The organism is Bradyrhizobium sp. LCT2 (genome assembly GCF_009931255.1).
Lineage (GTDB): Bacteria > Pseudomonadota > Alphaproteobacteria > Rhizobiales > Xanthobacteraceae > Bradyrhizobium > Bradyrhizobium diazoefficiens.
The window spans coordinates 2,822,246-2,846,620 of record NZ_CP034432.1 but is presented as its reverse complement, the minus strand read 5'-3'; the positions used below and the strand labels follow the sequence as shown (position 1 = coordinate 2,846,620).

Sequence of the window (24,375 nt, the reverse complement as noted above, 5' to 3'; positions counted from 1 at the left end):
CTCCCATGAAAGCGGGTGATCCCCCAAATTTGCCGTTGTACTTCGGAAGAGTTCTAATAAGCTAACCCAATGACGTCATTCAGAAACCAGATCGACGCGCGTTAAGCGTTCGCCAAGCTCAGAAGAGGCCGCCGGGTCTTTGGGCCTGCGCGGACAGGGTAGGAATGAAACCGACCGATATCGCGGCCCCTGACTACTTTCACAAAGTGGTCGACTGTCAGTGGGCCTGTCCTGCACACACCCCGGTTCCCGAATACATCCGACTGATCGCCCAAGGCCGTTACAGCGACGCCTACATGATCAATTGGAAATCGAACGTGTTTCCCGGAATCCTGGGACGCACCTGCGATCGTCCATGCGAGCCGGCGTGCCGCCGCGGACGCGTCGAGGAAACACCGGTCGCGATCTGCCGCCTCAAGCGCGTCGCAGCCGACTTCAAGGACGACATCACGCAGCGCCTGCCGCGCCCTTCGCCGAAGAACGGCAAGCGCGTCGCGCTGGTCGGCGGCGGTCCGGCCTCGCTGACGGTGGCGCGCGATCTGGCGCCGCTCGGCTATCACTGCACCGTGTTCGATGCCGATCCGGAAGCCGGCGGCATGATGCGCTCGCAGATCCCGAAGTTCCGGTTGCCCAATTCCGTGATCGACGAGGAGACCGGCTATATCCTCAATCTCGGCGTCGAGTTCAAAGGCGGTCACCGCATCGAGAGCATGAAGGCGCTGCTCACGGAGAAGTACGACGCGATCTTCGTCGGCTCCGGCGCGCCGCGCGGCCGCGAGCTCGACATTCCCGGCCGCAAGGAGGCCGCCGCCAATATCCATATCGGCATCGACTGGCTGTCCTCCGTTTCGTTCGGTCACACCGACAAGATCGGCAAGCGCGTGATCGTGCTCGGCGGCGGCAACACCGCGATGGATTGCTGCCGCACCGCGCGCCGCCTCGGCGGCGAGAAAGTCACGGTGATCGTGCGCTCCGGCTTCGAGGAGATGAAGGCCTCGCCGTGGGAGAAGGAAGACGCGATCCACGAGGATATTCCGATCCTCAACTACATGGTGCCGGTGGCATTCAAGCATGTCGCCGGCAAGCTCATCGGCGTCACCTTCCAGCACGTCAAAGCCGAATACGACGCCAAAGGCCGCCGCAACCTGGTGCCTTCGGGCGACCCCGAGCAGACCATTCCCTGCGACGACGTGCTGGTCGCGGTCGGCCAGGAGAACGCCTTCCCCTGGATCGAGCGCGACTGCGGCATCGCGTTCGACAAGTGGAATATGCCGCAGGTCGACCCCAAGACCTTCGTCTCGACCAACCCCAAGGTGTTCTTCGGCGGCGATGCCGCTTTCGGCCCGAAGAACATCATCTGGGCGGTGGCGCAGGGCCATGACGCCGCGCTGTCGATCCACAGACTGCTGTCGGGCGAGGACATCACCGAGCGGCCGCTGCCGGAGGTGCACGTCTCCTCGCAGAAGATGGGCATCCACGAATGGAGCTATGACAACGACATCTCCGTCGACAAGCGCTTCAAGGTGCCGCATCGCGACAAGGTGATCGCGCTGAAGGACATCCGCACCGAGGTCGAGCTCGGCTACGACGTCAAGCTCGCGCTCGGCGAAGCCCATCGCTGCCTGAACTGCGACGTGCAGACGGTGTTCTCGACCTCGCTCTGCATCGAGTGCGACGCCTGCGTCGACATCTGCCCGATGGACTGCATCACCTTCACGGAGAATGGCGAGGAACCCGATCTGCGCCAGCGACTGAAGGCGCCGTCGCTGCACCCCGACCAGGATCTTTACGTGTCCTCCGATCTCAAGACCGGACGCGTGATGGTGAAGGACGAGGATGTCTGCCTGCATTGCGGGCTGTGTGCCGAGCGTTGTCCCACCGGAGCCTGGGACATGCAGAAATATTTGATCGAAATGACTCACGCAGGTTCAGCATGTCCGACAAAAAGCCGATCAGCAGCGTAAACGACTTCGTCGTCCGCTTCGCCAACGTCAACGGATCGGGCTCGGCCAGCGCCAACGAAATGTTCGCGCGCGCGATCCTGCGCCATGGCGTGCCGGTCTCCCCGCGCAACATCTTCCCCTCCAACATCCAGGGCCTGCCGACCTGGTACGAGGTGCGGGTGACGGAGGACGGCCATCTCGGCGCCCGCGGCGGCGTCGACATGATGGTGGCGATGAACCCGCAGACCTGGGACAAGGACGTCGCCGGTATCGAGCCCGGCGGCTATCTGTTCTACGATTCCACCAAGCCGATGCCGTCCACGAAATTCCGCGACGACATCACCGTGATCGGCGTGCCGCTCACCGCGATCACCAACTCGACCTACACCGATCCGCGCCAGCGCCAGCTGTTCAAGAACATCATCTATCTCGGCGCGCTCTCGGCGCTGCTCGACATGGACGCCAAGCTGATCGAGCAGCTGATCGGCGAGCAGTACAAGGGCAAGGAGAAGCTGCTCTCCTCCAACGTCCACGCGCTGCATCTCGGCCGCGACTGGGCCTTGCAGAACCTGAAATGCCCGATCGGGCTGCGGGTGAAGAAGTCCGACAAGGTGGGCGACCGCATCTTCATCGAGGGCAACAGCGCCGCCGCGCTCGGCGCCGTCTATGGCGGCGCCACGGTGTGCGCGTGGTATCCGATCACGCCGTCCTCGTCGGTGGCGGAAGCCTTCACCGCTCATTGCAAGAAGTACCGGCACGACCCTGAGACCGGCAAGGCGAAATACGCCATCGTGCAGGGCGAGGACGAGCTTGCCTCGATCGGCATCGTGATCGGCGCCTCCTGGAACGGCGCCCGCGCCTTCACCGCGACCTCCGGCCCCGGCATCTCGCTGATGACCGAGTTCATCGGCCTTTCATATTTTGCCGAGATCCCGGCCGTGATCATGAACATCCAGCGCGCCGGGCCTTCGACGGGCATGCCGACCCGCACCCAGCAATGCGACATCATCGCCTGCGCCTATGCTTCGCACGGCGACACCAAGCATGTGCTGCTGTTCCCGGAAGATCCGGCGGAGGCGTTCGAGTTCGCAGCCGCCGCCTTCGATCTCGCCGAGCGGCTGCAGACCACGATCTTCCTGATGCTCGACCTCGACATCGGCATGAACCACCGCCTCTGCCGCCCGCTGAAGTGGGACAATGCGCGGCAGTATGACCGCGGCAAGATCATGACCGCGGAGATGCTGGAGGAAGGCCGCGACTTCGGCCGCTATCTCGACGTCGACGGCGACGGCATCCCCTACCGCACCTATCCCGGCACGCATCCGACCAAGGGCTCCTATTTTACCCGCGGTACGTCCCGGGATCGCTATGCGCGCTACTCCGAGGAAGGCCCGGTCTACGCCGACAACATGCAGCGCCTGGTGCGCAAGTTCGAGACCGCGCAGGACCTCGTGCCGCGGCCGCTGCAGGCCAATGCGGAACGGCCGACCAAATATGGCGTGATCTATTTCGGGTCCACCTCCCCCGCGATGGACGAGGCGATCGGATTGCTCGAGGCACGCGGGCATCAGCTTGATCGCCTGCGCATCCGTGCCTTCCCGTTCCACTCGAGCGTGGCGAGCTTCCTCGCCGAGCACGATTTCGTCTACGTGGTCGAGCAGAACCGCGACAGCCAGCTCCGCCAGCTCATCGTCAACGAGAACGGCATCGATCCCGTCCGCCTCGTGCCGATCGTGCATTACGACGGCTCACCAATCACCGCCCGTTTCATCGCAAAAGCCATTGGCGATCACCAGGATCAACTCAAGGTGACCCCGCTCCGCAAGGCCGTATCATGACCTATATTGCCAAGCCGAAATTCCATCATCCGGGCCTCAAGAAGAACGAGCTCGGCTACACCCATCGCGACTACGAGGGCAAGATCTCGACGCTGTGCGCCGGCTGCGGCCACGATTCGATCACGGCCTCGATCATCGAGGCCTGCTATGAGCTGTCGATCGAGCCGCACCGGGTGGCGAAGATCTCCGGCATCGGCTGCTCGTCGAAGACGCCGGACTATTTCCTCGGCAATTCGCACGGCTTCAACTCCGTGCACGGCCGCATGCCCAGCGTGCTGACCGGCGCCAACCTCGCCAATCGCGACCTGATCTATCTCGGCGTGTCCGGCGACGGCGATTCCGCCTCGATCGGCTTCGGCCAGTTCGCGCATTCGATCCGGCGCGCCGTCAACATGACCTATATCGTCGAGAACAACGGCGTCTACGGCCTCACCAAGGGCCAGTTCTCGGCGACCGCCGACCGCGGCTCGAAGTCCAAGAAGGGCGTGACCAACACCGACAACGCCATCGACCTCGTGGCGATCGCGCTGCAACTGGGCGCAACCTTCGTGGCGCGCTCGTTCTCCGGCGACAAGACCCAGCTCGTGCCGCTGATCGCGGCCGCGATCCGCCACAAGGGCGCGTCCTTCATCGACGTCATCAGCCCCTGCATCGCCTTCAACAACCATGCCGGCTCGACCAAGAGCTTTGACTATGTCCGCGAGCACAACGACGCGGTGAACCGGCTCGACGTGCTGGTCGGTCGCGATCCGATCGCCGTGGACTATGCGCCGGGCACGGTGCAATTGGTCGAGCAGCATGACGGCAGCAAGATCGCGCTGCGCAAGATCGACGCGGACTACGATCCGCATGACCGGCTCGGCGCCCAGACCTTCCTCGCGAAGCACGCCGCCAAGGGCCAGATCGTCACCGGCCTGCTCTATGTCGATCCCGACGCGGAAGACCTGCACGCGCATCTCAACACGGTCGAGACGCCGCTCAATACGCTGGAAGCGGACACGCTGTGCCCGGGCTCGGCGGCCCTGGACAAGTTCAACGCCAGCCTGCGGTGATCATCTGCCGCGCTGAGGCAGCGGCCTGACGCGCACGGTGATCTTGTCCGACACGACAGGCGGCTCGAACGGATAGTGCTTCGCGTCGCCCAGCACCAGTTGAAGGGTATGGGTCCCGGGCGGAAGCTCGAGAAATGTTTCGGTCTGCCCTGCCCCGAAATGCAGATGCGACTTGTCCTGCGGGATCGGCTCCTTCGGATCGATGGGGTCGCTGACGTCGACCAGCAAATGATGATGGCCGGCGTTCTGGTAGTCGTCGCCGGCATGCGTCACGCCCATGTTGCGCAAGCCGAACCGGACCAGGAAACCGGCGCGCACCCTTTGCCCGTCATACGGGGTGATGAAATAAACCTTTGCGTCCTTTGGAGCAGCCTTACCCTGCGAGAAGGCCACGCCCGGGAGCAATGTGAGCACCGCCGACAGCGCAACGCAGCGAAGGATTTGCATCGGATCTACTCCTGCACTCAAGGACCGAGCGCGACGCGGAATCCATGCGTCGGGTAACGAACATTGGTATCGTAGCCGTCGCGGTTGGACGGCCGCACGTATCTCGAATCGTTCTTCCAGGAGCCCGAGCGCAGGACGTGCGAACTGCAGTCCCCACCGCTCCATGCCGAACCGTCATTGGGCGCGCCTTGATAAGTCCTGTGCCAGCAATCGGCGACCCACTGATCGACGCCGCCGCCCATATCGTAGAGTCCAAATGGATTGGGTTTGAAGCTGCCGACCTTCGCCGGCTGCTCGCCGGCTGCGTCACCGCAATCCTTGCACCCGGCCATGCCCGGCTGGAGCTTGTCGCCCCACCAATATTTGCTCTGCGTTCCGCCGCGCGCCGCATATTCCCATTCCGCTTCGCTCGGAAGCCGGTACGGCTTCTTCGTCGCCTGCGCGAGCCAGGCCGCATATTGCTGGGCATCGGTCCAGCTTACATTCGTGACGGGGGCGTCGTCCTTCCCGATCGCCGTAAAGCCACACGCCTTTGCGGCGGCGCATTCATTCCACTCCCGCACCGTCACAGGGTATTTGCCGATCGAGAATGGCTTGATCGCGACCTGGTGAACAGGGCGTTCGGTCGGATCGTCGTTGCTTCCCATCGTGAAGCTACCGCCGCGAATGGCGGTCATGTCCGGCTCGCTGGCGGGCGTCGGCGATTGGCTGGGCGTCGGCGTCGGTGCCGGCGGCGCAGGTGAAGCCAACGAGGGCGACGGTTGCGGCGTCGGCACGGCCGATTCGCGCGCCGGAGGCTGCTGGACAGGAGATGCGACCGGAGAGGCAGTCGGCGTGGCGGCCTGCTCGCTTCCCTTGCCGGGCGGCTGCGCCAGAAGATACCAGAGCACGCCGGCTGCGCTGACCAGCAACGTCAAGCTGAGGAGAAAGATCAAGGTATTCTCGCGCCGGCCTCGCGTCCCGCCGACGGCATCTGCGTCGGGCAGGACGCGATAGATGCGTACGGGGTCGGTGATGTTCTTCACCTTGCGGTCGCCAAGGGCCTCGTAGCCGCACACCACCTTGTGCTTGATCTGCTCGTAGATCGCGCCCGAGATGTAGACCTGACCGGGCTCGGCAATGCCCTCGATACGCGTGGCGATGTTGACGCCATCGCCGTAAACGTCGTCCGGCTCGATGATGACATCGCCGAGATTGACGCCAATTCGGTACTCGATCCGGGAGTGCTTCGGAAGCGAGGCATTGCGGCCGATGAGATTCTGCTGGATGACGATGCTGCAGCGAACGGCCTCAACAGGGCTATCGAAGATAGCGATGAAGCCGTCGCCCGTCGTCTTCACCAGGCTTCCATGGTGCTCGACGATACTGGGCTCGATGAGGTCCCGCTCGATCCGCTTGACGCGGACATGCGTGCCTTCCTCGTCGGCCTGCATCAAGCGGCTGTAGGAAGCGATGTCACCGACAATGATTGCTGCGAGACGACGAGGCATGGCGCCGTGCGAAGGCGGCTCGTTCTGATTCCCGGATCTGAAGTTGCGAATTTCGCCCATTGCGCGGGGACTCCACAAACTTACAAAGGCCGCCCCACCCTACGATTTCGAGAAGCAATCGTCTGTGAAGGCTATCACATTGACAAACTGGGACAATGTCGAAGGACTCGCGACATCGAGTTCCAGGGAGCGACGACCTTGAACCCTTCCGGTCCAACCAGCGACTAAAGCACCGCTCGGAACATCCATCTCATGTCGGTCCAGTGATGACGATGTCTGGGAGGAGCGAACGTGAACGCGCCGCGCTTACCCTGCGACTAACGGCCCGCCTGGGCTTCCGCTATCGCCATCGCAGCGACGATTTCGACTCCAGCGGGTCGTGCGGCAGCCACGCGGTGCTTCTCACTCAGGGCGACGGAGTCCGCCACTGGTTCAGCCAAGACACATCGGGCTTTAATGGACAGGCTCGGGCTCAGCTGCGGCGCGACCCGAATATGCCAACCGGCCGGCCGTCCAGTATTGCTTGCAGGTCTCGAACAGCGTTTCGCCGTCCATGGTCAGGCCGCCCGTGACGAGCACGCCGTCCGCGCCAATGGGCTTGTTCAGCAGCGACAAGACGCGCTTCAGAAAGCCGCCTTCGAACCGCCCGGCAAGAAGAGGATCGACCTGAAGAACGACGATCTTCTGGCTGCGATACCGAAAGATCGATATGTCCCTCACCGATCTCCACGAGATGGTGTCATCGGCGATCCTGGTGTCGCGAATGCCGATACGGGTGATGAAGAGGACCGGCTCCCTGGCGGAGATCAATGTCGAGAGCGTCTTGCAGGTGGTCAGGCCGAAAAACACGATGCCGAAATAGCTGAGCGCGATCTGGATCGTGGCGATGTCCTTGCCATAGTGCCAGCTGAATGCGAGCGCGCCGCACAGCAGCGTCGCCAGCAGGCTGGCTCCCAGCAACTTGAACAGCCGCGCAAGGGAATAGCCGATCGCAAGGTTGGGCAAGTTCTGACTTATGGACATTTTGACCGCCACCAGTCATCTGCAACAACCAGGGGCTTACCAACACCCCTCCTTCCAAATTGTTACAGCGGGAACCTTGCGCGAGGCTGCCCGCGAGGCGTGCGGCCAGGAACGCTTGAACGCAACGCTTTCTGCCCGCGACTAACGGCCAATCGGCCCTGACCGTCCCGCCGCGGGCCGTCAACGGCTCACGCGTTCGGTGCGACCATGAAGCTTGCCCTCCTCCTGCCGCTTGTCCTTGCCGCATTCACCGGCCTCGCCCACGCCGATGAGGCCGATAAAGTCCGGGAAACCACAAAGGCCGAAGCTGACGCCTTCACGGCCCGAATCTATGCGGGGGCGCCGGGTGACAAGGCCTATGCCTGCTTCGTCCGCCGCTACGATGCCGAGCACCTGGCGCGGCATCCCAAGCAGAAGGTCGCGTCGATGAAGCTGCTGATCTCCGCGGAAACCGACAAGGAGGACAAGCAACTCCACAATTCCTTTCGCCTGGGCTTCCGCTATCGCTATCGCAGCGGCGATTTCGACTCCAGCGGGTCATGCGGCAGCCACGCGGTGCTTCTCACGGAGGGCGACGAAGTCCGCATGGGCTGCGGGGTCGACTGCGAAGGCGGCGGCATCGAAGTGGCGCTGTCCAAGGACAACAGGTCCGCCATCATTCGGCTCGAACAGGTCAGGGTCTGGCAGAACAACAAGCCGGATGACGAGGCCGAGCAATCGCTGGTCGCCGGCGCCGACGACAAGATTTTCCGCCTCGACCGCACCGACAACGGCGAGTGCGCCTCGCTGGTGACCGATCGCAAGGAACTCGCCGCGCTCCGCCACAAGTGATATGTGTCCGGCAAATTCGGGCGCAGTCGAGGGAGATCGCGATGAACCGCCGGAACATCCTGTGGAGCGCCGTTTCAGCGCTAGGTGCGGCGCTCGGCGCCTCCCGCGCACAGGCCGCGACCGAGGCTCCGCCGTCGAACAGGCTCAAGGTCGTCTATCACCTCAGCGACGCCGAGAAGGTCAATTTCGTGCTCGGCAACATCCAGAACCACATCGACGGCGTCGGCGGCCCCGAGCACGTCACGATCGCGCTGGTGATCCACGGGCCGGCGCTGAAGGCGTTTCACTCGGCGCAGGCCAACCCCGATGTCAGCAAGCGCGTCGGCGAGTTCTCCAAGGACGGCGTCGAGCTCGCGGCCTGCGGCAACACGATGAAGGCGCAGAACGTCACGCTGACGGATCTGCTGCCGGGCTTCGTCAGCGCGGAGAAAGGCGGCGTGGTCCGCTTGGCCGAGCTCCAGTCGCAGGGATATCTCTATCTGCGGCCCTGAGCGCGGATCTGAACGCGCCAAAACTGCTCGCATCGCGCTTGACTTACCCATAACCCTGCGGTTATGAATTGATCCATAACTGAATGGTTATGGAATTTGCATGTCCACCGCCCCCGACCTCCTGTTCAGGACGCTCGCCGATCCGACCCGGCGGGCGATCTTCGAGCGGTTGTGCCGCGAGGGCGAGCAGACGGTCGGGGCACTGACGGCACGGTCGGGCGTTTCCCAGCCGGCGGTCTCGAAACATCTCGGCGCGCTGAAGCAGGCCGGCCTCGTGCGCGACCGCCATGAAGGACGCCAGACCCATTACAGCGCCCAGCCCGGTGCGCTCAATCCGCTGCTCGACTGGACCAGCCAGATGGCCGGGTTCTGGCAGAACCGGCTCGACGCACTCGACGATCTCCTGAAGAGGATGGACCAATGACCGAAACCTCAAGCGAGACCCGCGCCGTCGTCATCGAGCGCGAATTTGCCTTTCCGGCCGAGCGGATCTGGCGCGCGCTGACACAGCCGCACCTGATCGAGGAATGGCTGATGAAGAACGACTTCAAGCCGTCAGTCGGCCATCGCTTCAATCTTCGCGGCGAATGGGGCGGCGTGCTGGACTGCGAGGTGCTCACCATCGAGCCGCAGAAGACGCTCGCCTACACCTGGAATTTCGCGCATGAGGACGCGGCGTTCGACTTGCGAAGCGTCGTCACCTTCACGCTGACACCGACGAATGCGGGCACGCATCTGCGCGTCGAGCAGGCGGGCTTCAGCCCGACGCAGAAGCAGGCCTATGGCGGCGCGCATGCCGGCTGGAAGCAGTTTCTCACCAAGCTGGACGAGCTGCTGGCGCGACCGGATTGAGCCGGCGGCGTACATCCATTCCGACCATTGCAAAGGAGGTCTCGTTGAACATTCGACAAATCCATCGCTGGCTGTCCATCGCCTTCACGATCGCCGTCATCGCGAACATCGTCGCGATGACCATGCAGATCCAGGCCGTGTGGATCGGTTTCCTGGCGCTCGTCCCGCTGATCCCGCTGCTCGCGACCGGGCTGTATCTGTTTGCGCTGCCCTATCTTGACCGGCGCAGCGGCATGCAGCGCGAGGCGAGGTCATGAAGAAGGCCGCCGCGATGAAGACAAGCAGCCCGAAGGACGCGGACGGAGCGTCGGCGTCCAAGTTGATCGACGGCAGGATCAAGGAGCTCGGCGACTGGCGCGGCGAGATGCTCGGGCGGATTCGCGCCCTGATCAAGGACGCCGACCCTGACGTGATCGAGGAATGGAAGTGGCGCGGCGTTCCCGTGTGGGAGCACGACGGCATCATCTGCACCGGCGAAACCTACAAGGCCGTCGTGAAGCTGACCTTTGCAAAGGGTGCGGCGCTCGATGACCCGGCCGGCCTGTTCAATTCCAGCCTCGACGGCAATGTGCGGCGCGCGATCGATATTCGCGAAGGCGAGAAAATCAACGAGAAAGCGCTGAAGGCGCTGATCCGCGCAGCCGTGGCCCTGAACGCGTCCAAGGTGAAGAAGAAGCCAGCGAAGACGAAAGCGTGATGAGCTGAGGTCAAATCGAGTCTGGCCAGGGCAAGGCAACGCTCTCTCCGTTCCCTCCCCCACAAGGGGGGAGGGAACGCACCTTCGTCGGCGCACTAGTAGGGACTCATCGTCAAGCGCCAGAAGTTGCCGGCGCCTCAGGCCACCGCCGCCGGGATCGGGCGCGGGCTCACGACATATTCACGCAGGACCTTGTCGTTGGCATCGACCTCGATCAGCGCGACGTCGTAGGTCCAGAGGTCCGCCAGATGCTGGAGCACGCGCTTGGCGTCGGTCTCGTTGAGCTGTGCGCCCTTGATGACGTGGTGATGCAGGATCAGCCGGCGGTCGCCGGAGAGATCGACGTCGACCACTTCGATATTGGCGTCGATGTAGCCGACATCGTGCTGCCGCGCCAGCTCGCGCCGGACGCGGCGGAAGCCGCGCTCGTCGTGAATGGCATCGACGCGGATGCCGGCACGCTCCTCGGGGTCGTCGTGCAGATGAAACATGCGCAGCTGCCGCATCAGCTTCGGGCTCAGGAACTGGCCGATGAAGCTCTCGTCGCGGTAGTTGGCCCAGACGTCGCGCAGCACGCCCATCACGTCGTTCTTGCCGGCGATGTCAGGGAACCATTCGCGGTCCTCGTCCGACGGGCTGGTGACGATGCGCTCGATGTCCTGCATCATGGCGAAGCCGAGCGCGTAGGGATTGAAGCCGGAGAAGCGCGGATCGTCGAATTCGGGCTGGAACACCACGTTGGTGTGCGATCCCAGGAATTCGAGGAAGTTGCCGTCGGTGATGCGGCCCTGCTGGTGCAGCTTGGTCATGATGCGATAGTGGACGTAGGTCGCCGTCCCCTCGTTCATCACCTTGGTCTGGCTCTGCGGATAGAAATATTGCGCGATGTGGCGGACGATGCGCAGCAATTCGCGCTGCCAGGGCGCCAGCCGCGGCGCGCTCTTTTCCAGGAAGTAGAGCAGGTTTTCCTGCGGCAGGCCGAGCAGCTTGCGGCGCCGCTCGACGCTGAGCGCGGAACGGCTCTTGCTCTTGCCCGCCGGCACGGTGCGCCAGAGGTCGTTGAAGACCTCCTCCTCGTGCTGGCGGCGACGCCCTGCCCGCTTCTCCTCGGCGCGCAGGTCGAGCTTCTTCTTGCCCGGGTAGCGGTCGATGCCGTGCGACATCAGCGCGTGCGCGGCATCGAGCGTACGCTCGACCTCGGCGCGGCCGTAGCGCTCCTCGCACTGCATGACGTAGTTCTTGGCGAAATCGAGATAGTCCAGAATGCCGTCGGCGTCGGTCCACTGCTTGAACAGATAGTTGTTCTTGAAGAAGTGATTGTGGCCGAAGGCGGCGTGCGCGATCACCAGCGTCTGCATCGTCGCCGTGTTCTCCTCCATCAGATAGGAGATGCAGGGCGAGGAGTTGATCACGATCTCATAGGCGAGGCCCATCAGGCCCTTGCGGTAGGAGGCCTCGTGGTACGCGAAGTGCTTGCCGAAGGACCAGTGCTTGTAGAACAGGGGCATGCCGACCGACGAGTAGGCATCCAGCATCTGCTCGGCGGTGATGACCTCGATCTGGTTCGGATAGACGTCGAGCCCGAGATCGTTCTTCGCCACCTCCTCACAGGCATCGGTGATGCGCTGCAAGGTGTGGAAGTCCCAATCCGCGCCTTCGAACAATCTTTCCGTCATGGAGCGGCTTTCTCCTGAGAGGTTTCGCGGCGCTGGAACAGGTCGTGGAACACCGGGAAGATCTCGCTGCGCTCGCTGACCTTGCGCATCGAGAGCGGTGCGCCGCTGTTGCGCAGGCGCTCATAGAGGGTCCAGAGCGAGGAGTCGGAGAGATCGAAGGCGCTGCCGCCGGACTCGCCGACCTCGAGATAGGCGAAGAACTGGCAGACCGGCAGGATCTTGTCGGTCAGCAGAAGCCCAGTGAGCTCGCCGTCGGAATAGGAATTGTCGCCGTCGGAGGCCTGCGCTGCGTAGATGTTCCAGTCCGACGGATTGAAGCGCTCGCGCACGATGTCGTGCATCGCCTGGAGCGCGCTGGAGACCAGCGTGCCGCCGGAGGCCGGGCCGTAGAAGAAGGTCTGCTCGTCCACCTCCTCGGCGCGGTCGGTGTGGCGGATGAAGACGATCTCGACGTGCTTGTAGCGGCGCTTCAGGAACACGTAGAGCAGCATGTAGAAGCGTTTGGCGAGATCCTTCATGTGCTCGGACATCGAGCCGGAGACGTCCATCAGGCAGAACATCACGGCCTGCGCGACCGGCTTCGGCACCGTCTCGAAGCGGCGGTAGCGGATGTCGAGCGGATCGATGAACGGAATCCGCTTCGTCTTCGCCATCAGCTTTTCCAGCTCGGCGAGAAGCACCACACGCTCGTCCTCGTCGGTGCATGCGGCGATTGCGGCTTCGAGCTCTTCGATCTCGTCCTTGCGGGGACGCTTGAGCGCGATGCGGCGGGCGAGCGCGAGCTTCACCGTCCGGCTCACCGAGATGTTGGCGGGCGAGCCCGACGTGGTGTAGCCGGCGCGCTGGATGCCCTCGCTCTCGGTCTGCGCGATCTTGCGCTTGGCAAGATCCGGCAGCTCGAGGTCGTCGAGGAAGAGATCGACGAATTCGTCGCGGCTCAGCACGAAGCGGAAGGCGTCCTCGCTGTCGCCTTCGCCGGGACCGGAATCCTTGGCGCTGCCCTGGCCGGAACGCTGCAGATAGTCGCCCTCGACGAACTTCTTGTTTCCGGGCAACACCATGTCGCGCGTTCCGCCTTCGCGGCGGAAACGCGGCTCATGCATCCCGTCGAGCGGGATCGTGACCTCACCACCCTCCAGGACGTCCTTGATGTCGCGTTCCTGCGAGGTCTTCTTGACGGCGCCCTGCACCAGGGATTTGGCCCGACGCAAGAACCGCTGGCGGTTCTCAAGACTCTTGCCGCCTGGATTCAGGCGCCTGTCAATAATGTGAATGGGCACTTTTCCATCCGCCTCAACCGGCCTGCTTCACACGCATATACCATTCGACGAGCCGGCGAACCTGACGCTCGGTGTAGCCGCGCTCCACCATGCGTGCGACGAACTCGCCGTGCTTCTTCTCCGTCTCGCCGTCCTTCTTCGACCCGAAGGAGATGACCGGAAGCAGGTCCTCGACCTGGGAGAATATCCGCTTTTCGATCACGTCGCGAATCTTCTCGTAGGAGGTCCAGGTCGGATTCTTGCCGCCGTTCTGGGCCCGCGACCGTAACGAGAATTTGACCACCTCGTTGCGGAAGTCCTTGGGGTTGGCGATGCCCGCCGGCTTCTCGATTTTGGTCAGTTCCTGGTTCAACAATTCGCGATCCAGGAGCTGTCCCGTATCGGGATCCTTGAAGTCCTGGTCCTCGATCCAGGCATCGGCATAGTCGACGTAGCGATCGAACAGGTTCTGGCCGTAATCCGAGTAGGATTCGAGATAGGCTTTCTGGATCTCGTTTCCGATGAACTCGGCATAGCGCGGCGCGAGGTCCGCCTTGATGAATTCGAGGTACCGTTTCTCGACTTCCTCGGGCAGCTGCTCGCGCTTGATCGACTGCTCCAGCGCGTACATCAGATGCACGGCGTCGGCGGCGACCTCCTGCGGATCGTGGTTGAACGTCGCAGCCAGGATCTTGAAGGCAAAGCGCGTGGAGACGCCGTCCATGCCCTCGTCGACGCCGGCGGCATCGCGATATTCCTGGACGCTGCGCGCCTTCGGATCGGATTCCTTCAGGCTCTCGCCGTCGTAGACCCGCATCTTGCCAAACACGGTGGAATTCTCGTGCTTGCGCAGGCGCGACATCACCGAGAAACGCGCCATCGTCTCCAGCGTCGACGGCGCACACGGCGCCGACGCCAACTCGGAGCCCTGGATCAGCTTCTCGTAGATCTTCTGCTCTTCCGTGACCCGCAGGACATAGGGCACCTTGATCACGCAGATGCGGTCGATGAAGGCTTCGTTGTTCTTGTTGGCCTTGAAGCTCGCCCACTCCGCCTCGTTGGAGTGCGCGAGGATGATGCCGGTGAACGGGATCGCACCGATGTTCTCGGTGCCGATGTAGTTGCCTTCCTGCGTCGCCGTGAGCAGCGGGTGCAGCATCTTGATCGGCGCCTTGAACATCTCGACAAATTCGAGGATACCCTGATTGGCGCGGTTGAGACCGCCGGAATAGCTGTAGGCGTCGGGGTCGTTCTGCGCGTAGGTCTCGAGCTTGCGGATGTCGACCTTGCCGACCAGCGAGGAGATATCCTGGTTGTTCTCGTCACCGGGCTCGGTCTTGGCAATCGCGATCTGGCGCAGCCGCGACGGCTGGATCTTGGCGACGCGGAACTGGGAAATGTCGCCGCCGAAGGCCTCAAGCCGCTTGTAGCACCACGGGCTCATCAATCCGGTGAGGCGCCGGCGCGGAATGCCGTATTTCTCCTCCAGCATCGGCCCGAGCTGATCGGGATCGAACAGGCTGAGCGGGCTCTCGAACACGGGCGAGAGTTCGTCGCCGGCCTTGAGCACGTAGATCGGATGCACTTCCATCAGCGACTTCAGCCGCTCGGCGAGCGAGGATTTGCCGCCGCCGACGGGGCCGAGCAGATAGAGGATCTGCTTGCGCTCCTCCAGGCCCTGCGCCGCGTGCCGGAAGAAACCAACGATGCGCTCGATGGTTTCTTCCATGCCGTAGAAGCCGGCGAAGGCCGGATAGGTACGGATGGTGCGGTTCAAAAAAATACGGCCAAGGCGTGGGTCCTTGGCCGTGTCAATCGTCTGGGGTTCACCGATCGCTGCTAGCAGTCGTTCGGCCGCGTTCGCGTATTTCATGGGATCGCTTCGACACGATTCCAGATATTCCGCCATCGACATGTCGTGCTGGCTTCTCGCCTCGAACGACCGAGCGAAAGCGTTGAATAGAGAATCGTTGTACATGATCCCTCTCCGCGTGAGTTCCGCTACAAGCTGAAACGAAAGCAGTTACCGGACCGTTCCTCAGGCCGTTTCGAATCAGCGTGAGCACATGACGATCATTGGACACCCGGGGGCCGACTCGACGCAACGCACAACGTAGGCAACCAGGTGAGTTACGAACAGGCACCTGCCTGTTATTTATGCGAATCTATGTATATCTTCGCTCATTTCCAGCAAATGTCACTCGGCCGCAACATCCGGGCGTTACCGGGGATCAGCCTATCCGGCGGTGCAGCATAGCCGTCAGCCGGCGGCAGCTTTATGACGCTTGTGCGGCCAAGCCTTGTGAGACCGAACCCGAGCCTTCCGCGCCTTGATCGCGGTCCCGCCGCAATGCGGTGCGTGAATCGCTGGCGGCATGACAGTCGCGGCAGGCGCGCAGCAATGTGTCAAAATCGGTCGCCAGTCCGTCGGGGCGTATGATGATGCGATCGTCCTGCACGCCGCGCGACGTCGACTGGATGTTGGCGCGGATACAGGAGAGCTGCCGCTGCAAGCCCGGCGTCGGCGTCAGCACGATCGCCTTGCGGCCGCGCCGCTCCTCGGTCGAAACCTCCGCAATCGACTCCCACAGCAGAAATTCATTGCCGATGCGGAGATCGCGGATGCCATAGGGGGTGACGATCACCACCGGCCCGCGTTCGGCGGGGAGCATCCAGATCAGCCGGCTGGTGACCAGGCCGAACACCGCGACGCCGGCATAGCCGACCGTCGTGTCGTAGTCGCCGAGGCCGTCCCACCAGTCGACGGCAAGGCCGGCGCTGAGCAGGGTCATCGCAAAGCCCGCCGCGACCAGCAGCCGCAGATACGTCGTGCATGGGTTGATTTCGAGATCGTGGGCCGCGTCGATACCTACGGCCGGCACGACTGATTGCGATCCGTCGGTGACGGCGAGCGGTGGGCCGTCAGGATGTGCGTGCATGCCTTCCCCCAGCATGGCCATTCGCGACCGGGCGATGAAGCATCAGGCGGATCGGAATCCGCCGATGCACTCTGTGCAGCGGCCGGCAGACGTTACGCAACGAGACCTCGACCGAACCTCCCCGGTCAGCGACTTTTTACGCAACACGACCACAACCGCCTGGATCGCCATGATCGCGACGGAGTTACACTGGAGGGTATGACGCCTATTCCCTTGATTGGTTCCCTCCCGGGAGCATGTAAGCTAGAGGATAGCGCGTCAGGACCGGCGCGGAAACCCCTCGCCCGCAGGCTTGGAGATAAATAAGTATCATGAATCCCGTCAAAGAACTGGAAAAGCACGGACAAGCCGTCTGGCTGGACTTCCTGGCCCGTGGCTTCATCGCCAAGGGCGACCTCAAGCGGCTGATCGACACCGACGGCGTCAAGGGCGTCACCTCCAATCCGTCGATCTTCGAGAAGGCGATCGGCAGTTCGGACGAGTACGACGCCCCGATCGGCAAGGCGCTGAAGCGCGGCGACCGGAGCGTGGCCGACCTGTTCGAAGCCGTCGCGGTCGAGGACATCCAGAACGCCGCCGACGTGCTCCGCCCGGTCTATGACCGCCTCAAGGGGGGCGACGGCTATGTCAGCCTGGAGGTCTCGCCCTATCTTGCGATGGACACCGCCGGGACGGTCGCCGAGGCACGGCGGCTCTGGAAGGACGTCAACCGCAAGAACCTGATGGTGAAGGTGCCGGCGACGCCGGAAGGCCTGCCGGCGATCGAGACGCTCATCGGCGAGGGCATCAGCATCAACATCACGCTGCTGTTCTCCAGGGACGTCTACCTCCAGGTCGCGGAGGCCTATCTCGCCGGCCTCGAGAAATACGTCGCAGGCGGCGGCGATCCGTCGCATGTCGCGAGCGTCGCGAGCTTCTTCGTCAGCCGGATCGACTCGGTGGTCGACAAGCAGCTCGACGAGAAGATCGCGCGCGCCAACGACCCCAGCGAGAAGGAACGGCTGGCCGCGCTGAAGGGCAAGGTCGCCATCGCCAACGCCAAGGTCGCCTACCAGGATTACAAGCGCCTGTTCTCCGGTTCCCGCTGGGAGAGGCTCGCCGCCAAGGGCGCCAAGCCGCAGCGCATGCTGTGGGCCTCGACCGGCACCAAGAACAAGGATTACAGCGACGTCCTCTATGTCGAGGAGCTGATCGGCCCCGACACCATCAATACCGTGCCGCCGGCGACGCTGGATGCGTTCCGCGACCACGGCAAGCCGCGCGACAGCCTGGAAGAGAACATCGACGACGCAAGGCGCGTGCTGGAAGAGCTGGAGCGCTCCGGCGTCTCGCTCGACGCGATCACCGAAGAGCTGGTCAAGGACGGCGTCAAGCTGTTCGCCGACGCCGCCGACAAGCTCTACGGCGCCGTTGCGCACAAGCGCGCAACCGTGCTCGGGCCCGCGCTCGACCGCCAGCAGTTGTCGCTCGGCGACGGGCTCGGCAAGGCGGTGGCGAAGAGCACCGAGGAATGGCGCGCGTCGGCCAAGATCCGCAGGCTGTGGCAGCGTGACAAATCGGTCTGGACCGGGGCCGACGAGGACAAATGGCTCGGCTGGCTCGACAGCGCCGCCAAGGCGGACGTCGCCGACTACGAGGACTATGCGAGCCGCGTGAAGGGCCAGAAATTCTCCGATGCCGTCGTGCTCGGCATGGGCGGATCGAGCCTCGGACCCGAGGTGCTGGCCGAGACCTTTGCGCGAAAGTCAGGCTTTCCGAAGCTGCATGTGCTCGATTCCACGGATCCCGCCCAGGTGCGGGCGATGGAAGCGAAGATCGACATCGCCAACACCGTGTTCATTGTGTCCAGTAAGTCCGGCGGCACCACCGAGCCGAACGCGATGAAGGACTATTTCCACGACCGCGTCGCGCAGGCGGTCGGCCCCAAGGTGAAGACCGGCCACCGCTTCATCGCGGTGACCGATCCCGGCTCGTCGCTGGAGAAGTCGGCCAAGACGCTGAACTACGCCCGTATCTTCCACGGCGAGCCCTCGATCGGCGGCCGCTATTCGGTGCTCTCGCCGTTCGGCCTCGTGCCGGCGGCGACCGCGGGCATCGACGTCAAGACCTTCGTCAAGCATGCGCTCGCGATGGCCCGCTCCTGCGGACCGGACGTGCCGCCAAGCGAGAATCCCGGCGTGCAGCTCGGCCTTGCCATGGGCCTCGCCGGCCTCGAAGGCCGCGACAAGGTGACGATCCTGTCGTCGAAGAAGATCACCGATTTCGGCGCCTGGGCCGAGCAGCTGATCGCGGAATCGACCGGCAAGGAGGGCAAGGGCCTGATCCCGATCGACGGCGAGCCGCTGGGCGAAGCCGCGGCTTACGGCAACGACCGCTTCTTCATCGACATCCGCACCGAGGGCGAGGCGGACGCCGCCCATGATTCGAAGCTTGCCGCGATCGAAGCGGCCGGCCATCCCGTCGTGCGCATCGTCATGAAGTCGATCGACCATCTCGGTCAGGAGTTCTTCCGCTTCGAGATGGCGACGGCGGTGGCAGGCAGCATCCTCGGCATCAACCCGTTCGACCAGCCGGACGTGGAAGCGGCCAAGATCAAGACCCGCGAGCTCACCGCGTCGTTCGAGAAGACCGGCGCGCTGCCGGCGGAGCAGCCGGTGGTCAGCACCGACGAGGCCGATCTCTATACCGACGAGGCCAACGCCACGGCACTGCGCGCCGCCGGCGCCAACGGCGACCTCACTTCCTGGCTGAAGGCGCATCTCTCGCGCTCGGGCCATGGCGATTATGTCGCCCTGCTTGGCTACATCGCGCGCGACAAGGCCACCATCGACGCGCTTCAGGCGATGCGGCTCGAGGTGCGCGAGAAGCGCCATGTCGCGACCTGCGCCGAGTTCGGACCGCGCTTCCTGCACTCGACGGGACAGGCCTACAAGGGCGGGCCCGACAGCGGCGTGTTCCTCCAGATCACCGCTGACGACGCCAAGGACCTGGCCGTGCCGGGCCAGAAGGCCAGCTTCGGCGTGATCAAGGCGGCGCAGGCGCGCGGCGATTTCGATGTGCTCACCGAGCGCGGGCGGCGCGCATTGCGCGTCCACCTGAAGGGCGGACTCAAGAAGGGTCTCGCGGCGCTCAACGCGGCGCTTAACGACGCGCTGAATTAAGGGAATCTCTCAGATGCAACTCGGCATGATCGGCCTCGGCCGGATGGGCGGCAACATCGTTCGCCGGCTGATGCGCCACGGCCATTCGACCGTGGTCTATGACAAGGACGCCAAGGCCGTCGCCGGCCTTGCCGCAGACGGCGCGGTAGGCTCGGCGACGCTGGAGGAGTTCGTCGCAAAGCTGGAGCGGCCGCGAACGGCCTGGGTGATGCTGCCTGCGGGGCGCATCACCGAGACGACGATCGACACGATCGCGGGCGTGATGCAGGAAGGCGACGTCATCATCGACGGCGGCAACACCTTCTGGCAGGACGACGTCCGCCGCGGCAAGGCGCTGAAGGCACGCGGCATCCACTATGTCGACGTTGGCACCTCCGGCGGCGTCTGGGGTCTCGACCGCGGCTATTGCATGATGATCGGCGGCGAGAAACAGGTGGTCGACCGGCTCGATCCGATCTTCGCCGCGCTCGCGCCCGGCGCCGGCGACATTCCGCGCACGGAAGGACGTGAGGGGCGCGATCCCCGCATCGAGCAGGGCTATATCCACGCCGGCCCCGTCGGCGCCGGCCACTTCGTCAAGATGATCCACAACGGCATCGAATACGGCCTGATGCAGGCCTATGCCGAAGGGTTCGACATCCTCAAGAACGCCAACATCGATGCCTTGCCGGCGGACCATCGCTACGATTTCGATCTCGCCGACATCGCAGAAGTCTGGCGGCGCGGCAGCGTGATCCCGTCCTGGCTGCTCGATCTCACCTCGACGGCGCTCGCCGACAGCCCGGCATTGGCGGAATATTCCGGCTTCGTCGAAGATTCCGGCGAAGGCCGCTGGACCGTGAATGCGGCGATCGACGAAGCGGTGCCGGCCGAAGTTCTGACCGCGGCGCTCTACACACGTTTCCGTTCCCGCAAGGAACACACCTTCGCCGAAAAAATTCTCTCCGCGATGCGCGCGGGTTTCGGCGGCCACAAGGAGCCGAAGCAGCCGGGCGCTTCGAAGCCCAAATAAAAGGCGAAGTATCAAGTAACAGAGCGAAGGCCGATCATTCGTGACAAAAGACCCGCAAGCCAAGCGCAAGCCGGAAAATTGCGCCTTCGTCATCTTTGGCGTGACCGGAGACCTTACTCATCGCCTTGTGATGCCCTCGCTCTACAATCTCGCGGCCGAGCACCTGTTACCGGAAAAGTTCTGTGTCGTCGGCGTGGCCCGCAAGGGCCAATCGGATGACGAGCTGCGCAGCAGCCTGTTGAAGGGCCTGCGCCAGTTCGCGACGCGACCCGTGGACGACGATATCGCCCAGAAGCTGCTGCAATGCCTGACCTTCGTCGAGGCCGACCCGAAGGACTCGCCGTCCTTCGACCGCTTGCGCGAGCATCTGGATTCGCTGGAATGCGCGCAGGACACCGGCGGCAACCGGCTGTTCTATCTGGCAACGCCGCCCGCCGCGTTCGCGCCGACCGCGCGCGAGCTCGGCCGCACCGGCATGATGGAGGAGAACGGCGCCTGGCGACGCCTCGTGATCGAAAAGCCGTTCGGCACCGATCTCGCCTCGGCACGCGCGCTGAACGCCGAGCTCCTGAAGATCATGGACGAGCACCAGATCTACCGGATCGATCACTATCTCGGCAAGGAGACGGTGCAGAACATTTTGGTGCTGCGCTTTGCCAACGGCATGTTCGAGCCGATCTGGAATCGCAACCACATCGACCACATCCAGATCACGGTGGAAGAGAAGCTCGGCGTCGGCCATCGCGGCGGCTTCTACGACGCCACCGGCGCGCTGCGCGACATGGTACCGAACCATCTGTTCCAGCTGATGTCGCTGGTCGCGATGGAGCCCCCCGCCCGCTTCGACGCGCATTCCGTGCGCTCCGAGAAGGCCGACGTGCTCACCTCGATCCAGCAGCCCAGCCGGGAAGAGGCGCTGAAGAATTCAGTGCGCGCGCAATATCTCGCCGGCCGCATCGGCGACGAGGAGATCACGGACTATCGCAAGACCGAGGACGTCAAGCCCGGCAGCACCACCGAGACCTTTGTCGCGCTCAAGCTGATGATCGACAATTGGCGCTGGGCCGGCGTCCCCTTCTACTTGCGCACCGGCAAGGCGCTGGGTCACAAGCGCACCGAAGTCGCGATCAAGTTCAAGCAGGCGCCGCTGTCGATGTTTTCGGGCACGGACGTCGACCGCCTGTCGCAGAACTTCCTTACCATCGGCATCGCGCCGACCGAGACCATCGAGCTTCAGTTCAACGCCAAGATTCCGGGCCCGAGCATCACCATCGACGGCGTCGAGATGAAGTTCCGCTATGGCGACTATTTCCGCGTCGATCCCTCGACCGGCTACGAGACGCTGATCTACGACTGCATGATCGGCGACAACATACTGTTCCAGCGCGCCGACGGCATCGAGGCCGGATGGCAGGCGGTGCAGCCGTTCCTGGACGCCTGGAAGAGCGAGGGCACCAACGGCATCGAGACCTATGAAGCCGGCAGCGACGGCCCCGCCTGCGCGGACGAGCTGCTCCGGCGCGACGGACGAAGCTGGCGGAAGTTTTCGTGATGGCGGCGGCCGGCAAGCCGAAGCTGATTGTCGCGGCCGACGCCGAGGCCCTTGCGCAGGCCGCGGCGGAACGGGTGATGGCGCGGATTGGCGCCAATCCGGGGCGTATCGCGATCTGCCTGACCGGCGGCTCGAGCCCGAAAAAGCTCTATCAACTGCTCGGCGGCGATTCCTGGCGTGGAAAAATCCCGTGGGATCGCGTGCACTGGTTCATCGGCGACGAGCGCTTCGTGGCTGAGAACGATCCCCTCAACAACATGGCGGTCGCGCGCGCGACCTTTCTCGACCGCAATGCGCCCTCCGGCCATGTCCACCCGATCCCGACCGCGACTGAGAACCCGGATCAAGGCGCCGCCGCCTATGCGCGCGAGCTGCAGGCCTTCTACGGTTCGGAAAGCCTCGATCCGGCCCGGCCACTGTTCGACCTGGTCTTGATGGGCGCCGGCCCGGACGGCCACACCGCCTCGCTGTTTCCCGGCTATCCCGAGATCGAGGAGAGCAAGCGTTGGGTCGTCGGGGTGCCCAAGGCCAATGTGGCCCCCTTCGTGCCGCGGGTCTCCCTCACCCTGCCCGTCCTTGCGTCCTGCCGCGAAATGCTGTTCGAGATTGCGGGACATGACAAGCAGCCGATCTTGACGCGCCTCCTCAATGGCGAGACTCTGCCGGCTGTACGCGCGCGCTCGAATGGTGAGACCGTCTGGCTGGTCGACCAGGCCGCGCTTCCGGAGGAAATTCGTGGGCCGCGTTGAAGCACCTTGTGCGTTGATCGTGATGGGCGTGTCGGGTTCGGGCAAGAGCACGGTTGCGGAGGCGCTGGGCGAGCGGCTCGGCTGGCGCTTCGAGGACGGCGACAGCTTTCATCCCGCCAGCAATGTCGAGAAGATGAAGGCCGGCCATCCCCTCACCGACGAGGACCGCTGGCCCTGGCTCAACGCCATCGCCGACGAGATCGAACGGGTCTGCAAGAGCGGCAAGCACGTCATCATCGCCTGCTCGGCGCTGAAGCACACCTATCGTGACGTACTGCTGCGGGGGCGCGACGACGTCCGCTTCGTCTTCCTGAAGGGCACGAAGGAGCTGATCGCCGAACGCCTCGCGCACCGCAAGGGCCACTTCATGCCGCCAGGGCTGCTGACGAGCCAGTTCAACACGCTGGAAGCCCCGGAGGCGAGCGAGCACGTCGTCACCGTCTCGATCGACGAAACCGTCGAGGCGATCGTGGACGGCGTCGTGCGGCAATTGAAACTGGGCGGCGCAATACCCAAGGTTCTGCCATGACGCCAATCTCACTCGTGGTCTCCGACGTCGACGGCACGCTGCTGACCAAGGACAAGACGCTGACGGAACGTGCGAGGTCCGCGGTGCAGCGGCTGCACCAGGCCGGCATCGGCTTCACCATCACCTCCAGCCGCCCCGCCATCGGCATGCGCTTCCTGATCGAGCCGCTGGCGCTGTGGCTGCCGGTCGGCCCGTTCAACGGCTCCTCGATCGTCGATCCCGAGATGAAGCCGGTCGAACAGCACCTCATCCCCGCAGGCGCGGTCGAGCGGTCCTTGCAGATCCTCCGGGAGTTCCGCGCCGACATCTGGCTGTTCACCACCGACAAATGGCTGATCGACAACCCTGGCGGTAAATACGTTGCCCATGAGCAGCACACCATCCGCTCCGATCCGACCATCGTGACGGATTTCTCGCCGTACCTTGCGAGCGCCTGCAAGATCGTCGGCGCCAGCGCCGACGCCGCCGGACTCGCCGCTTGCGAGAAGGCGATGCAGGAGGCGCTCGGCAGCGAGGCGACCGCGGTGCGCTCGCAGACCTATTATCTCGACATCACCCCGCCCGGCTTCGACAAGGGCACCTTCGTCGAGGCGATGGCCAAGCGCCTCGACATCTCGACCGACGCGGTCGCGACCATCGGCGACATGCAGAACGACCTCGCGATGTTCCGCGTCAGCGGCACCTCGATCGCCATGGGCAACGCCACCGACGACGTCAAGGACCAGGCCACCCACGTCACCGCCACCAACGAGCAGGACGGCTTTGCCGAGGCGATGGAGATGATCTTGAAGCGGAACGGGGTCGGCTAGGGCTTGATGGCCTCAACTATCGCCT

At 63.9% G+C, this 24,375-nt stretch carries 22 protein-coding genes; 15 read left to right on the top strand and 7 right to left on the bottom strand.

Annotation, left to right across the window (positions count from 1 at the left end):
- The first annotated feature begins 164 nt into the window (after positions 1–164).
- From EI171_RS13925 to EI171_RS13915, 3 genes are read left to right on the top strand one after another with little or no spacing between them, the layout of a single operon-like run.
- Entirely contained in the window at positions 165–1,964 is a 1,800-nt protein-coding gene (locus EI171_RS13925) for an FAD-dependent oxidoreductase (protein WP_011089481.1), read from the top strand.
- Complete coding sequence (locus tag EI171_RS13920) at positions 1,934–3,781, top strand: 2-oxoacid:acceptor oxidoreductase subunit alpha (RefSeq protein ID WP_161533613.1); 1,848 nt, start codon at positions 1,934–1,936, stop codon at positions 3,779–3,781. The genes EI171_RS13925 and EI171_RS13920 overlap by 31 nt, the downstream gene beginning before the upstream one ends.
- Positions 3,778–4,833 carry a 2-oxoacid:ferredoxin oxidoreductase subunit beta gene (locus EI171_RS13915; RefSeq protein WP_011089483.1) on the top strand — a complete coding sequence of 352 codons (1,056 nt, stop codon included), beginning with the start codon at positions 3,778–3,780 and terminating at the stop codon, positions 4,831–4,833. The genes EI171_RS13920 and EI171_RS13915 overlap by 4 nt, the downstream gene beginning before the upstream one ends.
- Here EI171_RS13915 and EI171_RS13910 read toward each other — a convergent pair whose 3' ends face one another.
- The 3 genes from EI171_RS13910 to EI171_RS13900 form a co-directional block, all read right to left on the bottom strand.
- The gene (locus EI171_RS13910; protein WP_028174554.1) at positions 4,834–5,280 is read right to left on the bottom strand and encodes a DUF4399 domain-containing protein; all 447 of its coding nucleotides are present in this window, start codon (positions 5,278–5,280) and stop codon (positions 4,834–4,836) included.
- A 17-nt stretch (positions 5,281–5,297) separates the two neighbouring features.
- The gene (locus EI171_RS13905) at positions 5,298–6,830 is read right to left on the bottom strand and encodes an SUMF1/EgtB/PvdO family nonheme iron enzyme (RefSeq protein WP_060908687.1); all 1,533 of its coding nucleotides are present in this window, start codon (positions 6,828–6,830) and stop codon (positions 5,298–5,300) included.
- 393 nt (positions 6,831–7,223) lie between these two features.
- Entirely contained in the window at positions 7,224–7,793 is a 570-nt protein-coding gene (locus EI171_RS13900) for an STM3941 family protein (RefSeq protein ID WP_028174552.1), read from the bottom strand.
- 207 nt (positions 7,794–8,000) lie between these two features.
- Here EI171_RS13900 and EI171_RS13895 point away from each other — a divergent pair, with 207 nt between their 5' ends.
- The 6 genes from EI171_RS13895 to EI171_RS13870 all read left to right on the top strand — a co-directional run bounded on the left by EI171_RS13895 (position 8,001) and on the right by EI171_RS13870 (position 10,664).
- Positions 8,001–8,624 (top strand): hypothetical protein, encoded by a 624-nt coding sequence (locus tag EI171_RS13895; protein ID WP_161533612.1) that lies wholly within the window; start codon positions 8,001–8,003, stop codon positions 8,622–8,624.
- Positions 8,625–8,665: 41 nt separating this feature from the next.
- Complete coding sequence (locus tag EI171_RS13890; protein ID WP_028174550.1) at positions 8,666–9,115, top strand: DsrE family protein; 450 nt, start codon at positions 8,666–8,668, stop codon at positions 9,113–9,115.
- A 100-nt stretch (positions 9,116–9,215) separates the two neighbouring features.
- Positions 9,216–9,539 carry a helix-turn-helix transcriptional regulator gene (locus EI171_RS13885; RefSeq protein WP_011089489.1) on the top strand — a complete coding sequence of 108 codons (324 nt, stop codon included), beginning with the start codon at positions 9,216–9,218 and terminating at the stop codon, positions 9,537–9,539.
- Positions 9,536–9,967 (top strand): SRPBCC domain-containing protein, encoded by a 432-nt coding sequence (locus EI171_RS13880; RefSeq protein ID WP_011089490.1) that lies wholly within the window; start codon positions 9,536–9,538, stop codon positions 9,965–9,967. The genes EI171_RS13885 and EI171_RS13880 overlap by 4 nt, the downstream gene beginning before the upstream one ends.
- Positions 9,968–10,011: 44 nt before the next feature.
- Complete coding sequence (locus EI171_RS13875; RefSeq protein ID WP_028174549.1) at positions 10,012–10,224, top strand: hypothetical protein; 213 nt, start codon at positions 10,012–10,014, stop codon at positions 10,222–10,224.
- Positions 10,221–10,664, top strand: a complete 444-nt coding sequence (locus EI171_RS13870) for a DUF1801 domain-containing protein (protein WP_161533611.1) — start codon at positions 10,221–10,223, stop codon at positions 10,662–10,664. The genes EI171_RS13875 and EI171_RS13870 overlap by 4 nt, the downstream gene beginning before the upstream one ends.
- Positions 10,665–10,801: 137 nt before the next feature.
- Here EI171_RS13870 and EI171_RS13865 read toward each other — a convergent pair whose 3' ends face one another.
- The 4 genes from EI171_RS13865 to EI171_RS13850 form a co-directional block, all read right to left on the bottom strand.
- Positions 10,802–12,340 (bottom strand): SpoVR family protein, encoded by a 1,539-nt coding sequence (locus EI171_RS13865; protein ID WP_011089493.1) that lies wholly within the window; start codon positions 12,338–12,340, stop codon positions 10,802–10,804.
- Positions 12,337–13,614, bottom strand: a complete 1,278-nt coding sequence (locus tag EI171_RS13860) for a YeaH/YhbH family protein (protein ID WP_028174548.1) — start codon at positions 13,612–13,614, stop codon at positions 12,337–12,339. Before EI171_RS13860 ends, EI171_RS13865 begins: the two co-directional genes overlap by 4 nt.
- 19 nt (positions 13,615–13,633) lie before the next feature.
- On the bottom strand, positions 13,634–15,577 hold the full coding sequence (locus tag EI171_RS13855; RefSeq protein ID WP_011089495.1) for a PrkA family serine protein kinase: 1,944 nt from the start codon (positions 15,575–15,577) through the stop codon (positions 13,634–13,636).
- 298 nt (positions 15,578–15,875) lie between these two features.
- Entirely contained in the window at positions 15,876–16,559 is a 684-nt protein-coding gene (locus EI171_RS13850) for an STM3941 family protein (protein ID WP_161533610.1), read from the bottom strand.
- 290 nt (positions 16,560–16,849) lie between these two features.
- On the opposite strand from EI171_RS13850, the gene EI171_RS13845 reads away from it, so the two are divergent.
- From EI171_RS13845 to EI171_RS13820, 6 genes are read left to right on the top strand one after another with little or no spacing between them, the layout of a single operon-like run.
- Positions 16,850–19,699 (top strand): bifunctional transaldolase/phosoglucose isomerase, encoded by a 2,850-nt coding sequence (locus EI171_RS13845; RefSeq protein ID WP_161533609.1) that lies wholly within the window; start codon positions 16,850–16,852, stop codon positions 19,697–19,699.
- 13 nt (positions 19,700–19,712) lie between these two features.
- The gene (gnd, locus tag EI171_RS13840; RefSeq protein WP_011089498.1) at positions 19,713–20,711 is read left to right on the top strand and encodes a phosphogluconate dehydrogenase (NAD(+)-dependent, decarboxylating); all 999 of its coding nucleotides are present in this window, start codon (positions 19,713–19,715) and stop codon (positions 20,709–20,711) included.
- A gap of 40 nt (positions 20,712–20,751) precedes the next feature.
- Entirely contained in the window at positions 20,752–22,263 is a 1,512-nt protein-coding gene (zwf, locus tag EI171_RS13835) for a glucose-6-phosphate dehydrogenase (RefSeq protein WP_011089499.1), read from the top strand.
- Entirely contained in the window at positions 22,263–23,012 is a 750-nt protein-coding gene (gene pgl, locus EI171_RS13830) for a 6-phosphogluconolactonase (RefSeq protein ID WP_028174545.1), read from the top strand. Before zwf ends, pgl begins: the two co-directional genes overlap by 1 nt.
- Positions 22,999–23,541, top strand: a complete 543-nt coding sequence (locus EI171_RS13825; RefSeq protein WP_011089501.1) for a gluconokinase — start codon at positions 22,999–23,001, stop codon at positions 23,539–23,541. Before pgl ends, EI171_RS13825 begins: the two co-directional genes overlap by 14 nt.
- The gene (locus EI171_RS13820) at positions 23,538–24,350 is read left to right on the top strand and encodes an HAD family hydrolase (protein ID WP_161533608.1); all 813 of its coding nucleotides are present in this window, start codon (positions 23,538–23,540) and stop codon (positions 24,348–24,350) included. The genes EI171_RS13825 and EI171_RS13820 overlap by 4 nt, the downstream gene beginning before the upstream one ends.
- The last annotated feature ends 25 nt before the right edge of the window (positions 24,351–24,375 follow it).

Excerpts from the sequence above, each read along its gene's own strand:
- EI171_RS13925 (WP_011089481.1), top strand. The coding sequence starts at position 165 with ATGAAACCGACCGATATCGCGGCCCCTGACTACTTTCACAAAGTGGTC.
- EI171_RS13920 (WP_161533613.1), top strand. The coding sequence starts at position 1,934 with ATGTCCGACAAAAAGCCGATCAGCAGCGTAAACGACTTCGTCGTCCGC.
- EI171_RS13915 (WP_011089483.1), top strand. The coding sequence starts at position 3,778 with ATGACCTATATTGCCAAGCCGAAATTCCATCATCCGGGCCTCAAGAAG.
- EI171_RS13910 (WP_028174554.1), bottom strand. The coding sequence starts at position 5,280 with ATGCAAATCCTTCGCTGCGTTGCGCTGTCGGCGGTGCTCACATTGCTC.
- EI171_RS13905 (WP_060908687.1), bottom strand. The coding sequence starts at position 6,830 with ATGGGCGAAATTCGCAACTTCAGATCCGGGAATCAGAACGAGCCGCCT.
- EI171_RS13900 (WP_028174552.1), bottom strand. The coding sequence starts at position 7,793 with ATGTCCATAAGTCAGAACTTGCCCAACCTTGCGATCGGCTATTCCCTT.
- EI171_RS13895 (WP_161533612.1), top strand. The coding sequence starts at position 8,001 with ATGAAGCTTGCCCTCCTCCTGCCGCTTGTCCTTGCCGCATTCACCGGC.
- EI171_RS13890 (WP_028174550.1), top strand. The coding sequence starts at position 8,666 with ATGAACCGCCGGAACATCCTGTGGAGCGCCGTTTCAGCGCTAGGTGCG.
- EI171_RS13885 (WP_011089489.1), top strand. The coding sequence starts at position 9,216 with ATGTCCACCGCCCCCGACCTCCTGTTCAGGACGCTCGCCGATCCGACC.
- EI171_RS13880 (WP_011089490.1), top strand. The coding sequence starts at position 9,536 with ATGACCGAAACCTCAAGCGAGACCCGCGCCGTCGTCATCGAGCGCGAA.
- EI171_RS13870 (WP_161533611.1), top strand. The coding sequence starts at position 10,221 with ATGAAGAAGGCCGCCGCGATGAAGACAAGCAGCCCGAAGGACGCGGAC.
- EI171_RS13865 (WP_011089493.1), bottom strand. The coding sequence starts at position 12,340 with ATGACGGAAAGATTGTTCGAAGGCGCGGATTGGGACTTCCACACCTTG.
- EI171_RS13855 (WP_011089495.1), bottom strand. The coding sequence starts at position 15,577 with ATGTACAACGATTCTCTATTCAACGCTTTCGCTCGGTCGTTCGAGGCG.
- EI171_RS13850 (WP_161533610.1), bottom strand. The coding sequence starts at position 16,559 with ATGGCCATGCTGGGGGAAGGCATGCACGCACATCCTGACGGCCCACCG.
- EI171_RS13845 (WP_161533609.1), top strand. The coding sequence starts at position 16,850 with ATGAATCCCGTCAAAGAACTGGAAAAGCACGGACAAGCCGTCTGGCTG.
- gnd (WP_011089498.1), top strand. The coding sequence starts at position 19,713 with ATGCAACTCGGCATGATCGGCCTCGGCCGGATGGGCGGCAACATCGTT.
- pgl (WP_028174545.1), top strand. The coding sequence starts at position 22,263 with ATGGCGGCGGCCGGCAAGCCGAAGCTGATTGTCGCGGCCGACGCCGAG.
- EI171_RS13820 (WP_161533608.1), top strand. The coding sequence starts at position 23,538 with ATGACGCCAATCTCACTCGTGGTCTCCGACGTCGACGGCACGCTGCTG.